Here is a 13,369-nt window from a genome sequence, read left to right on the forward strand (position 1 = left end):
GGGTGCAGTCGAGGAGGTTGCGCTTTACCTGAACGACGCTGACGACCCAGCCGCAACCGAAGCCGTCGACATGGCAGCACCTGGCGTCGACGAGCCGATTGATCACCCAGCAGAGACGACGATCACGTTCGACCTCGACGCGAGCGACCTCGACGGCGGTGACCACACTGTCACCGTCACGACCGAAGACGACGACGCGAGCGACGTGTTCACCGTCCTCGCCTCGAACTTCGAGATCACGGGTCTCGACGCACCCGATAAAGCCGACCGCGGTGACGAAATCACCGTCAGCGCAGACGTTGCAAACACAGGCAACGTCGACGACACCCAGTCCGTCGAGTATCGTTTCGACGACCTCGGCGACGAACTGTACGCACAGAACGTCACGCTCGAACCCGACGAGGAGACGACGGTCACGTTCGATGTCGACACGGAGAACATCGCTGAAGGAACCTACGACCACGGTGTCTTCACCGAGGATGATGAGGCGACCGCCGCAATCGACATCCTCGAGCCGTTCTTCAGTGTCGATCTCACTGACGCACCCGACGAACTCGCACCGGGCGACGCCTACAGCGTCAATGCAACCGTCGAGAACACCGGCGACGCGCCGGACGAGCAGACGGTCGCCTACGAACTCGGTGACGGCGGCGGCGACATTGCGGTCGTCGATGTCGCAGCCGACACGAGTCAGGGTGATGGCGTCGCCAGCGTGCTCGATGAGCGACTCAACGACGACACCTTCGACGTCGACGTGGTCGTTGCAGACGACCTGCTCGACGTGATGGACGACTACGACACGTTCGTCGTACAGCGATTCGGCAGCGACGCACTCGCTGCTGACTTCCTCGACGAACTCGAGAGCACCCAGAGTGCGGTCTACCTCGACTCACACCAGGGTAGCACCGCAGAGACGTACGCAGACGGAATTTACCGGCTCAACACCGTCAGTGAGGATCCCGCGGAACGTGATTCCGAGGGAATCGGCACATCTGACGAGCCGGTAACGCTCGACATCGAACAGAACCACCCAATCTTCACCGGCGTCGGTGACGTCGGTGACGAGGTCGAGCTGTTCACCGGCACCACGACCTGGGGAAGCTGGTTCGACGACTACAGCGGCACCACGCTCGCGGATGCCGACTTCGGCGACGGCTACGCCGGCCCGTCGGTTGCCGTCAGCGACGACGGTAGTGAACTGCTGCTCACGGCGACTGCACGCGACTTCTTCACCGACGAAGAGGACTTCACTGAGGAAGCGAACCTGCTGCTCGCAAACACTGTCGAGTTCGCTACGACGGGGAGCGTGACGGCAGACGCGGCGACCGCTGACAGTTCGTCCGTCGTCCACCTCGAACCGGGCGAGAGCGAGGAGCTGACGTTCTCCGATGTCGTTCCGGCAGACGCCGAAGCCGGTGACGCGAGCCACATCGTCGCCAGCGAGGACGAACAGGACTTCGCCCCAGTTACGATCACCGGTGATGAAACGAACTGGAACGTTAAGGGAACTGTCTCTGACGACGCCACTGGCGAACCGATCGCAAACGCCAGTATCGACCTCGAGGCTAACAACGAAACGTTCACCAACGTGACTGACGCCGACGGCGAGTACGGTCTCGCGAATGTCCCCGCTGGCGAGCACGACCTCACGGTCAACGCCGAGGGCTTCGCGAGCCACACTGAATCCGTCGACGTTCCAGAAGACGACACCGTCACGGTCAACGTTTCCCTGGAGCAGGCTGCAGGAACGATTAGCGGCGACGTGACGGCAAGTGACGACGACGCACCAATCGAGAACGCAACCATCGTTGCTGAGAACGACGACGGTGAGGTCTACGAGGCGACGACCGACGAGAACGGCTCGTACGAACTCGACGGCGTCTCGGCAGGCACGTACGTCGTCAACGTCGTCGATACGCCACCGGGCTACGAACTCGACAAGATCGTTTCCGTCGCACCCGGTGAACACGTTGACGATGTGAACTTCGTCGTCGACCGCACCGCTGGCTCGATCGAAGGCACCGTCACGAACGCCGCTGGCGTCCCAATTGCTGACGCGAACGTGGTTGACGCCGATGACGGCGCGTTCAACGTGACGACCGCCGAGGACGGCTCCTACGANAACGCCGCTGGCGTCCCAATTGCTGACGCGAACGTGGTTGACGCCGATGACGGCGCGTTCAACGTGACGACCGCCGAGGACGGCTCCTACGAAATCGAGGACGTCACGCCTGGAACGAACGCGCTCCGCGCGATCGCTGACGGCTACGACGACTCGAACATCGAGTTCGTCGAGGTCGAAACCGGCGAGACGACGACCGCAAACCTCACGCTCGGCACCTACTTCGAGGTCGANGTTACGAACACCGGCGAGCAGGCAGACACTCGAACGGCGTTCTACTTCCCGCCGGGCACTGACTTCGGCACTGACGTTATCGACTACCAGCCTGAACTGACCGAGACGGTCACACTCGAGGGCGGCGAGTCGACGACGGTCGAGTTTACCTACGAAGTCCCGGCGGACGATGAGCCAGGCGAGTACGAACACGGTATCTCGGCCGACGAGGTCGAGTCGACGACGATCACGATCGAGGCTGCTGACGACGGTAACGCCAGTATCGCACACGACGTGACCGGCGTTGCTGGACCGAACGCGAATCAGCCGGGCGCTGCGTCTGCCTGATTCCGGAGCCACGAGTGACCACGATTTGACACCGATTTTTTGACTCCCTGCTCGGTGGCCAGCACACGCTGGATAGTGATGCACCTCTCATAGCCACCTGACTCCATTCTCACAAACGCCGACCAGTCCGACCACACAACCTCCAGAAACTTCCGTTAAAGTCAAACATGCGGCCACGGAAGGGACGGGTATGAGCAGCGAACAGGACGAGGAGTCGCAGTCACAGCCACAATCGCACGGTCAGGGCGAGGGACGGTCGATCCGCTGTCTCGTTGCCAAAGTGGGCCTCGACGGCCACGACCGCGGCGCACACGTCATCTCGCGAGCGTTCCGCGACGCCGGCTTCGAGGTCATCTACTCGGGGCTGCACAAGGCACCCGACGAGATCGTCCAGGCTGCAGTCCAGGAGGACGTCGACGTCCTCGGCATCTCGATCCTCTCGGGCGCACACGACACCCTCGTCCCGAAGATCATGAGCGGACTCGAGGAGTACGGTGCGCGCGAGGACACCCTCGTCCTCGTCGGCGGCGTCATCCCCGAGGAAGACCGACCGGAACTCAAAGAAGAGGGCGTCGCCGCCATCTTCGGCCCCGGCACCTCGATTGAAGAGACCATCGAGTTCGTCCGCGAGAACGCACCCGAGCGATGAACGCTGACGATCAGGACCTCCTGGACGCCCTCCTTGAGGGGCACCACCGCGCGCTCGCCCGAATCATTTCGAAGATCGAGAACCGCGCGCCAGGCTACCGCGACCTGGTGTCAGAGCTCTACGCGCACACGGGCAACGCCGACGTGATCGGGATCACCGGCAGCCCCGGCGCGGGCAAGTCGACGCTGGTAGACAAGCTTGCCGAAACCTACCGCGAGCGCGGCGAGACGGTCGGGATTATCGCGATTGATCCTTCCTCTCCCTTCACAGGTGGAGCCGTTCTCGGAGACCGTATCCGGATGGCTTCGACGATCGGCGATATGGACGTTTTCGTCCGGTCGATGAGCGCCCGCGGCACGCTCGGTGGGCTCTCGACGGCGACGGCGGACGCGGTCAAGGCGATGGACGCCTTTGGCAAGGACAAGATCATCATCGAGACCGTCGGCGCGGGCCAGAACGAGGTCGACATTGTCCGCACGGCAGACACTGTCGCCGTGCTTGTTCCGCCGGGTTCGGGTGACTCCGTCCAGACGCTGAAGGCCGGTATTCTCGAAATCGCGGACGTGTTCGTCGTAAACAAGGCCGACCGCGACGGTGCAGACCGCACCGTCCAGGAACTCCAGGAGATGCTTCACATCGGAGCGGATGTTGGCTTTGGCGGGTCGGGACACCACGGTGCGGATGCAATGGCCGGCACTGATGGTGACAGCACCGACGACACTGACACTGAAACCGACTCCAACGATCTCGACGACTGGATGCCACCAATCGTCGAAACCGTCGCCACAAAAGGCACCGGCGTCGACACCTTCATCGACGAACTCGCCGCCCACAAGTCGTTCCTCGTCGACTCCGGCACCCACGCCAAGAAAGTCCGCCAGCGCTACGCCGAGGAGATCCGGACCCTCCTTCGCGAAGACATCAACGCCTTGCTCGAGGATGAACTCGAGTCCGCCGGCGGCGTCGACGAGTTAGCCGAGGCGGTTCGGATGGGCGAGACCAACCCGTACGCGATCGCAGACGACGTGCTGACGCCGGTCGAAGACTGTCTCTCCGAAGCGGATATCGAGGCTGTGCAAGCGGAGTTCGACTCGTAGTAGCCTGCTCTGGAACAGTAGCTGCCTCTGTTGTCTCGTGCTCGAGCGATCAAGACACTGGATGCATGCATCGCGAATCCCGGTGTGTGAGATCACTGTCGGGGTAAAGTGGAAGACGGTGCTGGTTCCGCAGAGAGGGTTTTCGCATCGATTACTTCGGACTTGGGTGGACTTCGCTTCCGTATGGATTCGATTCATTCGTTGAGGGAGGACGAATCGGTCCGTATAGTGTAGCTGCTCTCGAGAGTACGTCAGAAAGACACGGCTACAACCAACGTCTGTGTCCCAGATAGTTGTGTGCAGATCATCACCGTTGGGTTGCGCGCACGATTTCTCTCCGTCGGAATGGGATACATCGTTATAACAGTCCGGGTCAACCACGGACGAAGTCAGTCGTGCTTCTCTCCTTTGGCTCTAATTTCGCTAAACAACCACTCGGAGAACGTATCGGCAACTATAGTAGAGATTAGAAATAATTGCTCACTTTTGGTATAGAGAGTTGGTCAAGAGCTGTATCAATCGCCGTTGTAAGATCGTTGAGTGACTCAAAGANAGTGTGTAACTATAGTAGAGATTAGAAATAATTGCTCACTTTTGGTATAGAGAGTTGGTCAAGAGCTGTATCAATCGCCGTTGTAAGATCGTTGAGTGACTCAAAGAAGCGGTTGCTGAGAGCGGCTTGGAGTTGTCTCCAGCACTCCTCGACAGGATTTAGTTCTGGTGAGTATGCCGGTAATGTGACGAAGGCGAGGTCGTCACGGGCCGCCAGGTCCGTGACGGCCGATGCCTGAAAATACGGCGCTCCATCCAGTACAATGAGCAAATCATCTTCGAACTCTTTGCATAATGCAAGAATGAAATGTCTGGCGTGTTCGGCGGTTACGTACTCTTCGAATCGAGCGAAAAAGCGATCACCGTCTTCTGTGATCGCGCCCAAGAGACACGTCCAGTCGCGTTGACCGGATAATTCAACAGACGGCCGCGTGCCGCGAGGAAACCACGCGGCACGCGGCTCGACTTGCACGGATTTCTTGGTTTGATCGATACAGACTACTGTGGCGTCCATCTCCCACCGCTTTTTTTGATCTCTTCGCGGAACGTTTCTTGCTCGTCAGCATCGGATTCGGCAGCTGTACGGCGTGGTTTTTGATAGCTCAATCCCGCTTCTTTGAGCAACCGCCGACAACTCGGGATTGAGTATTCGACATCGTAAGTCTCGTCAAGATACTGCTGGACGAGCGCCGGCGTCCATGCCGGCGCGTCAAGCCCAACCTTCTCAGGTGGTTCGTGGACAGTTGCTTCGAATTGTTCTTGCTCTTCTTCCGAGAGCTTTCGGTTTCTCCCAGATCGGTGAGCATCAGAAACAGCCTGCTCAAGCGACTCATCAGTATCGAGTCGCTTGAGCCAACTATAGATCGTCCGTCGCTCTACGCCGTACCACTCGGCTAGTTCAGTCTGCTGAACGCCGTTTTTGTACGCTATTGCGGCTAAGAGCCGTTGTGTCGGCTTCTTTCCGTCCACCTTGTCGAGAGCATCTTGCAACTCTTCGACTGAAATCTCTTCGAGGTGATCCACTGCCTGTTGCAACAATCTACGAGTAAATAACTCTAATGGATACTATAGTTNTCTTGCAACTCTTCGACTGAAATCTCTTCGAGGTGATCCACTGCCTGTTGCAACAATCTACGAGTAAATAACTCTAATGGATACTATAGTTCTGGTTTCGAATCCTCCATGTAGAGATAAACCGGTGGATCTTCCCCTTCTTCGGTGTTGAAAAACCAGAAAGATGACCCCTGTAGACCACGAAAGACGAAATCGGTTTCCTCGAGTGAGAAGTCGAGTTCGTCCCACCGCTCGATGCAGTCTTCGGCGAATTCCCGCTGATACTTCGGGGCGGGATAAGTGAATTCACTCCCTCGAAGAAATCCATTGGTTCCGTTTCCGATGTATCGCATACAAGATTTGTACGCCGCTGGGAGTTCAACGCCGAATTCATCTTCCAGGTGTGCGATTTCCTCCTCAGTACAGTCTTCAATCTCTGTTTTCGGTCCATAGCCGTACTCGACCAGCAATTCCAGCGCTCGTTCACCGACTTCGTTTGTCCCTTCTGATATCTTAGTTACCCTCCATATCTGGATCATAACTCACGTTCACGTTGACACCAGGGTATTCGGACTCAAATAGCTCGATGAGTTTCTCACACCCTGCATCACATGGAAGACGTTCCGTAAAGAGGAGGATTTCTCCTTCGGTTGTTTCAGGATCATACTCTTGAGCCACGTGTTCGAGGAGTTTGGGTTCGGTACACCACATTGCGGCAGGGCCCATACTATTGTCATTGCTGCGATGGTCGTAGTGGCGTTCGTTTTTGTAGGGCCCCGGTAATAACGGATTCTGCTCTTCGTCCTCGTTTGATCGGCGTTTTCCGCTCGCAACGGCTACTGTCAACGTCGATTCGTTTGAACGGAGGATAGCACACCTAGCGCGAGACAACCCCAGTTCTAAGAGCGTTCCCGCCGTACCCCTCTCGTATGAAAGCCCGAACAGTCCTCGGTACAGCCCTCGGAACCGTCGGCGCGGCCATCGTCGGCAACCGCCTCCTTACACGTCGCGCTGGCAACCTCGAGAACCCCTTCACTGGTGTCGAACGAACCTACCGCTGGCGCGGCATCGAAATCGCATACACCGTCGCTGGCGACCCTAACGACCCTGACATGCTGCTCTGTCACGGCCTCCACGCCGGCGCGAGCAGCCACGAGTTCGCGGCCATCTTCGAACGACTCGCCGAGGACTATCATGTCTACGCCGTTGACCTCCCCGGCTTCGGACGCACGGACCGGCCACCACTGGTCTACTCGCCGACGCTCTACGCCGAGTGCATCCGCGACTTCGCGAACGATGTCACCGACGAGCCGATCGTCGTCGCTTCCTCGCTCACCGGCTCGCTCGCCGTCCAGGCCGCCGACGAGACGGATATCTCGGAACTCGTCCTGATCTGTCCAACCGACGATACCGGCGCGACGCGACCCTGGGTCCAGCGCCTGCTTCGTGCTCCCATCGTCGGGACGACGCTGTTCAACCTCCTCGCAAGCAAGCCCTCGATCCGGTACTTCTACGACCGCGACGGCTACTACGATTCCGACCGGATCGACGACTCGGATGTCGAGTACGCCTGGCGCAGCGCCCACCAGCCGGGGGCGCGGTATGCGCCGGCGTCGTTCGCGGCGGGGATGCTTGACCCAGGAGCCGGCGCTGAGAGCGGCGCGTCCGGGGAGGAACACGACGCCGATCACACCGTCGAGGAGTTCGATCTCGCGACCGAACTCGCGGCGCTCGACGTACCGACGACGCTCATCTGGGGCCGCGACGCCGAACTCGTCCCGCTGCGTGACGGTCGGGACCTGGCCGAAGCGGCAGACCTCGATCTGGTCGCCATCGACTACGCGACGCAGTTGCCCCACGCCGAACATCCCGACGAGTTCGTCGCGTATCTCACGGCAGAGCTACTCGAGGGCGGGACTGGCGATGCGGATATCGATGTGGGCGACAGGTAGCCAGTTCACTCCCTAAAAGAGTGGCTGTGGGACAGCCGGCGGCGTCCGTTTGTGATCGCTCTTCTCGTGCATCGTTTCGACGTGTGCAACGTCCTCGACCGTCGTGTCGGTGAGCCGTGCGACGACCGACTTCGGCAGGTTCCCGTCGATCGAGAGCGCGAGCACCGCATCCAGCGTGTCGTAGTCGAGGCCGAGTTCCTCCTCGTCGCTCTCGTAGTCGACCATGCCGCCAGTCGGTGTCTTCTGGACGATCTCCTCGGAGACACCGAGATGAGCCGCCACCTGCCGCACCTGCTGTTTGTAGAGGTTCCCGAGCGGGTTGCAGTCGACGCCGCCGTCGCCGTACTTCGTCACGTACCCTGTCGCGAGTTCAGCCCGGTTGCCGGTCCCGAGCACGACCCGATTCTCGCGGTTGGCGAGCAGGTACGTGATCGTCATCCGCACGCGAGCGCTCGTGTTGCCGACATACCGACCTTCCCAGCGGTCCTCCGATTTGTTCTGGTTCTCGGCGTCGGCGAGCCCGAGTACCTGGTCCATGATCGGGTCGATCTCGATCACGTCGTACTCGAGTCCGAGTGCTTCGGCGACGCGTTCGGCGTCGCTCATGTTCGCAGCTTCGTTGACTGCCTTCGGGAGCGTGATCGCGTGGACGTTGTCAGCGCCGAGCGCCTCGACGGCGAGGGTGGCCATTGTAGTGCTGTCGATACCGCCGGAGAGCGCGATCTCGGTCCCGTCTGCGTCTGCGGCGTCGACACGGTCGCGAATGAACTGGGTGAGGTGATCGACCTGCGCTTCGAGTTCGTCTGCGTCGAATCGGAGGTCGAGGGGATTGATGTCGTCCTGCATCTGCTCGTGGAGATTGGCCATGTGAACGACCGTGGTAGCGGCAGCTGCGGAAAAAGTCGTCTGCCTTCGTACGCATTGTCTCCGACGGGTGCGATGGACTGGCAGTTGTTTCCTTCGATCCCTTGACCTACTGATCAGACCGACGTGAACCCGATAACGCGCTCGTCCGTCGTCTCAGAGCGGCTGATCTCGAGTGCAACCGTCTGGCCGGTTTCGACCTCGTCCGGGTCGTGGTCGACGACCTGTCCGGTGACGCGAATCGGACCGAAGTCGACGATGGCGGTCGCGTAGGGTGCGTCGTCCTCGAAGGCGGGCGTCGGGACGTGCGTGACGGTGAACGTCGCTATTTCGCCGGTGTCAGGGAGGGGCTGTTCGGTGAGGTCCGTCGAGCCGCATTCCGGACAGAGGCGGCGCGGTGGTAGCGAGGTGTGACCCTCGGGACACTCGAGGTAGTAGGCCTCCCCGTCTTCGGCGGCGTCGAGCCAGTCGTCGAAGCCGGCGTCGCGGACGGTGTTTTCGTCTGGGTCGCTCATGGGTCCACCTCCTCGAGAACGTGAACCGTCGCACTGGCGACCGTTCCACCCGCGTTGTGTGCGAGACCGGTCGTCGCGTCGGCGACGTGCTCGCTGTTCGGGTGCGTGCCCGCCAGTAACTTTGTAACCTCGGCGATCTGCGACGCACCGGTCGCGCCGACCGGGTGGCCCTTCGCCTTGAGGCCGCCCGAGAGGTTGATCGGCACGTCGCCGTCCGCGGTCGTTCGGCCGGTACGGGCGGCCGAGATTCCCTCGCCGATCTGAGCGAGGTCGAGCGCCTCGATGGCGAGCACCTCGGCGATCGTAAAGCAGTCGTGGACCTCGGCGAGATCCACGTCGCTGGCGTCGACGCCGGCGTCCGCGTACGCCTCTGCACCGGCGTCGCGGGCGGCGGGCGAGCGCGCGAGGTGGTCGCGGTCGTGCAGCGCCATCCGGTCGCCGCCCTGCCCGGTGCCGGTGATCGCGACTGGGGCGTCGAGGTCGTGTTCGTCGGCGTACTCCTCACTCGTAAGGATGAGTGCTGCTGCGCCATCCGAGAGGGGACACGAGTCGTAGAGACCGAGGGGACTCGAGACGGTCGGCGCGTCGAGGGCTTCCTCGACGGAGATCGTCTTCTGGTACTGGGCCTTTTCGTTGGTTAAGGCGTTTTTGTGGTTCTTGACTGCGACGTTTGCTAAGTCCTCGCGACTGCCGCCGAACTCGTCGAAGTACGCCTGGGCCATCAGTGCGTACGCGCCGGGGAAGGTCATCCCGGCACGGACTTCCCAGAGGTCGTCGGCGGCGATGGCGAGCGCTTCCGTCGCGCCGGCGGTGCCAAGGTTCGTCATCCGTTCTGCGCCGCCGACGAGGACGACGTCGTGCTCGCCGTTTCGGACGCGCATCACGGCGTCGCGAATCGCCATCCCGCTTGAGGCGCAGGCCGATTCGTACCGCGTCGCTGGTGCCTGGACGCCCGCGGCTTCGGCCATCAGCGGTCCCTGATGGCCTTGGTGCTCTGCCAGTTCGCCCATGAAGTTTCCGTAAAACACTGCTTCGACGTCCGCTCGTGGAACGTCGCTCACATCGAACGCGGTCTGTGTCGCTTCGGCGAAGAGGTCTCTGCTCGTTCGTTCGGGGACGTTTCCGAACGGTGTCAATCCCGTTCCGGCGACGCGTACGCCACTCATACGCATTCGTACTTCGTCGTCCCGTTAATACTCCGCGGTTACACCGAGACTGGTCGACGGGGTCAAAACCGTTGTCAAATACGCTAGGTAATAACCAATGAAAATACACGGGGGACGCTTTCCACGCGTTTATAACCGTCTCGTACCGACGTGCGACTATGTCTCTCACTGACGATACCGTGCCGTTCGATGTCGAGCTTCTGACAGAGCTTACTGAAACCAGCGGTGTCCCCGGCTACGAGGATCGCGTCCGCGAACTGGTGGTCGAGGAACTCGAATCAAGCGTCGACGAGGTCCAGACCGACGCGATGGGGAACGTCGTCGGCACCCTCGACGGTGACTCCGAGTATTCGGTCGCCGTCGCCGCGCACATGGACGAAATCGGCTTCATGGTTCGTCACGTCAGCGGGAAGGAAGGCGAGTTCGGCTTCGTCGAACTCGACCCGCTCGGTGGCTGGGACGCACGCGTACTCAAGGCCCAGCGCGTCACGATCCACACCGAGGACGGCGACCTGCCGGGAGTCATCGGCTCGCCGCCACCACACACACTGGACGAGGAGGAACGCACGAAGACCCCGGAAGTGGAGGACACCTACGTCGATGTCGGCCTGCCATACGAGGATGTCGACGAACGTGTCTCGCCCGGCGACCTCGTGACGATGGACCAGTCGACCGAACTCGTCGGTGAAACGGTCACGGGCAAGGCGCTCGACGACCGCATCTGCCTGTTCGCGATGCTCGAGGCCGCCCGCCGACTCGAGAACCCCGACGTGACAATTCACTTCTGTGCAACCGCCCAGGAGGAAGTCGGCCTGCGCGGCGCGAACGCGCTCGGCGTCGACGTCGACCCCGACCTCGCTATCGCTCTTGACGTGACCGTCGCGAACGACGTGCCCGGTTTTGAGGACGGCGAGCACGTCACCGAACTCGGTGACGGGACCGCGATCAAACTCAAGGACTCGAGTGTCATCACGAATCCGAAGGTCCACCGTCGTCTCCAATCGGTCGCCGACGAGAAGGAAATCGAGTCCCAACTCGAGATCCTTCCGGCTGGCGGCACCGACACGGCTGGGTTCCAGAATACGGCAGGTGCGAAACCGGTGGGTGCGATTTCGATTCCGACGCGATACCTGCATACGGTGACGGAGACGGCCCACGTCGAGGACGTGGCGTCGACGATCGACCTGTTGGAGGCGTTCCTCGCGAGTGAGGACGGCGAGCACGACTACACACTGTGAACTGAGCGTGCAAGTTCGGCGTGACGAGTATTAACACACGGATCACCAGTAATTTTCCACCGGCTCGTCTCATCAGATCACCAGTAATAGCTCCAGGTCTCCCTCTCAAATCATCGCCGAGACCGCATCCAACACCGCCGTTTCGACGAAAATAACCACGTGGTCCCCCGTCTCGAGTACCGTCTCGCCGCGCGGGGTAATCAATTCGCCATCGCGTGTGATCGCACCGACGACGACGCCGTCTGGAAGCTCAGCCATCGTTTCACGCAGGCGAGCGCCGAGGAGAGCGCTGTCCTCATTGATCTCGATCTCGAGGACCTCGGCCCGGTCGTGGTCCAACATTGCGAGGTTCTCGGTCCGCTGCTCACGGGTGAACCGTGTGATCTCTTCGGCGGTTACCAGCCGCGGATTGATCGCAACGTCCATCCCCACGGTCTCGAAGAGGTCCACGTACTCACCGTACTCGACGACCCCGAGCGTGCGCTCGACACCGATCCGCTTTGCAAGTAAGGAGACGAGCAAATTCTTCTCGTCGCTTTCGAGTGCGGCGATGACGATGTCCGCGTCGGCGACGTGCTCACGGACGAGAAAGTCGATGTCTGTCGCGTCGCTTTCGAGGACGAGCGTACCCGGGAGCCGTTCTGCCAGTTCGCGTGCGCGGCGTGGATTACGCTCGACGAGTCGCGGGTCGAGTCCGTCCGCCTCGAGGAGACGAGCCGTCTGGTAGCCAATTTCGCTCCCGCCGATGATTACCACCTCGCTCGCCTGTTCGACGGTCGGGAACGGTGTCAACTCGCCAGCGAACTCGCGGGTGTGTTCGACGGAACCGATGACAACCAGTTCGTCGCCCGCTTCGATGACCGTCTCGCCGGTCGGGATGACGACCTCCTCCTCGCGGATGAGTGCTGCGAACGTCAGCGACTCGAAGCGATCGGCCTCGGAGACGGTTTCGCCGGCGATCGGGCTGTCCGCGTCGATGCTGAACTCGGCCATTTGAACGAGTCCGTTCGCGAAAGTGTCGACATCGCGCGCGCCTGGTAGGTTGACGATGTCGACGATCGTCTCGGCGGTGTAAAGGTCCGTACAGACCATCACGTCGACGCCAAAAGCCTCCTCCGTTCGTTCCCAGGTCCGCAGGAGGTTGGTCTTCTTCACCCGCGCAATCGTGAACGGGTCGTCGACAGTCTTGGCCGCGCCGCAGACGACGATGTTCGTCTCGTCGCCGTCCGTACTCGCGATGACGAGATCCGTTTCCTCGATGCCGGCTTCCTCGAGTACCACGCCCGAGGTTCCGTCGCCCCTGATTGCCATGACATCGTACTCGTAAGTGATCTCGTCGACGCGGTCCTCGTCCGTATCGATGACGACGACTTCGTGGTCATCGTCGAGGTTGCCCGCGATGTTCGATCCGACTTCACCGGCACCGACGACGATGATTCGCATCCGTTACTCACCAGTCCGTAGTACGGGAACGAGACGCAAGAATGAGTGGCCGGCAGATGGGAGTGAGTTGTTGGCTGCGGACCGACCGGTGAGCAGTGCAGAGTGGACACGCAGGAGCGATGAAGCGGTGGACAGCACACAGTCAGCAGCGAGACCA

General features: G+C 60.9%; 12 protein-coding genes. 5 read left to right on the plus strand and 7 right to left on the minus strand.

Annotated features, from left to right (window positions below; all coding sequences use genetic code 11):
* The first annotated feature begins 784 nt into the window (after window positions 1–784).
* The 3 genes from C482_RS17350 (at window position 785) to meaB (ending at window position 4,429) form a co-directional block, all read left to right on the plus strand.
* Window positions 785–2,683 (plus strand): carboxypeptidase regulatory-like domain-containing protein, encoded by a 1,899-nt coding sequence (locus C482_RS17350; protein WP_449406377.1) that lies wholly within the window; start codon window positions 785–787, stop codon window positions 2,681–2,683.
* A gap of 190 nt (window positions 2,684–2,873) precedes the next feature.
* Window positions 2,874–3,332, plus strand: a complete 459-nt coding sequence (locus tag C482_RS17355) for a cobalamin B12-binding domain-containing protein (protein ID WP_006169088.1) — start codon at window positions 2,874–2,876, stop codon at window positions 3,330–3,332.
* The gene (gene meaB / locus C482_RS17360; RefSeq protein ID WP_006169089.1) at window positions 3,329–4,429 is read left to right on the plus strand and encodes a methylmalonyl Co-A mutase-associated GTPase MeaB; all 1,101 of its coding nucleotides are present in this window, start codon (window positions 3,329–3,331) and stop codon (window positions 4,427–4,429) included. Before C482_RS17355 ends, meaB begins: the two co-directional genes overlap by 4 nt.
* Window positions 4,430–5,003: 574 nt before the next feature.
* On the opposite strand, the gene C482_RS20720 is transcribed toward meaB, so the two are convergent.
* The 3 genes from C482_RS20720 to C482_RS17380 all read right to left on the minus strand — a co-directional run bounded on the left by C482_RS20720 (window position 5,004) and on the right by C482_RS17380 (window position 6,760).
* A protein-coding gene (locus C482_RS20720) for an IS630 family transposase (protein ID WP_086009517.1) occupies window positions 5,004–6,004 on the minus strand; the annotation gives its coding sequence in 2 pieces (ribosomal slippage) (window positions 5,004–5,515 and window positions 5,515–6,004; 1,002 coding nt in all).
* A 134-nt stretch (window positions 6,005–6,138) separates the two neighbouring features.
* Window positions 6,139–6,573 (minus strand): SMI1/KNR4 family protein, encoded by a 435-nt coding sequence (locus tag C482_RS17375; RefSeq protein ID WP_241431947.1) that lies wholly within the window; start codon window positions 6,571–6,573, stop codon window positions 6,139–6,141.
* A complete protein-coding gene (locus C482_RS17380; RefSeq protein ID WP_006169093.1) occupies window positions 6,548–6,760 on the minus strand; it encodes a deaminase domain-containing protein in 213 nt (70 codons plus the stop codon). The genes C482_RS17375 and C482_RS17380 overlap by 26 nt, the downstream gene beginning before the upstream one ends.
* Before the next feature lie 203 nt (window positions 6,761–6,963).
* On the opposite strand from C482_RS17380, the gene C482_RS17385 reads away from it, so the two are divergent.
* Window positions 6,964–7,986, plus strand: a complete 1,023-nt coding sequence (locus C482_RS17385; RefSeq protein ID WP_006169094.1) for an alpha/beta fold hydrolase — start codon at window positions 6,964–6,966, stop codon at window positions 7,984–7,986.
* Between the two features lie 12 nt (window positions 7,987–7,998).
* On the opposite strand, the gene C482_RS17390 is transcribed toward C482_RS17385, so the two are convergent.
* The 3 genes from C482_RS17390 to C482_RS17400 all read right to left on the minus strand — a co-directional run bounded on the left by C482_RS17390 (window position 7,999) and on the right by C482_RS17400 (window position 10,531).
* Window positions 7,999–8,853 (minus strand): NAD+ synthase, encoded by an 855-nt coding sequence (locus C482_RS17390; RefSeq protein ID WP_006169095.1) that lies wholly within the window; start codon window positions 8,851–8,853, stop codon window positions 7,999–8,001.
* Between the two features lie 113 nt (window positions 8,854–8,966).
* Window positions 8,967–9,365 (minus strand): Zn-ribbon domain-containing OB-fold protein, encoded by a 399-nt coding sequence (locus C482_RS17395; RefSeq protein ID WP_006169096.1) that lies wholly within the window; start codon window positions 9,363–9,365, stop codon window positions 8,967–8,969.
* Complete coding sequence (locus C482_RS17400) at window positions 9,362–10,531, minus strand: thiolase C-terminal domain-containing protein (RefSeq protein ID WP_006169097.1); 1,170 nt, start codon at window positions 10,529–10,531, stop codon at window positions 9,362–9,364. Before C482_RS17400 ends, C482_RS17395 begins: the two co-directional genes overlap by 4 nt.
* Window positions 10,532–10,689: 158 nt before the next feature.
* On the opposite strand from C482_RS17400, the gene C482_RS17405 reads away from it, so the two are divergent.
* The gene (locus tag C482_RS17405) at window positions 10,690–11,769 is read left to right on the plus strand and encodes a M42 family metallopeptidase (RefSeq protein ID WP_006169098.1); all 1,080 of its coding nucleotides are present in this window, start codon (window positions 10,690–10,692) and stop codon (window positions 11,767–11,769) included.
* Between the two features lie 105 nt (window positions 11,770–11,874).
* Here C482_RS17405 and trkA read toward each other — a convergent pair whose 3' ends face one another.
* The gene (gene trkA / locus C482_RS17410; RefSeq protein WP_006169099.1) at window positions 11,875–13,212 is read right to left on the minus strand and encodes a Trk system potassium transporter TrkA; all 1,338 of its coding nucleotides are present in this window, start codon (window positions 13,210–13,212) and stop codon (window positions 11,875–11,877) included.
* Window positions 13,213–13,369 lie beyond the last annotated feature (157 nt).

Source organism: Natrialba chahannaoensis JCM 10990, from assembly GCF_000337135.1.
In the GTDB taxonomy this organism is placed as follows: domain Archaea; phylum Halobacteriota; class Halobacteria; order Halobacteriales; family Natrialbaceae; genus Natrialba; species Natrialba chahannaoensis.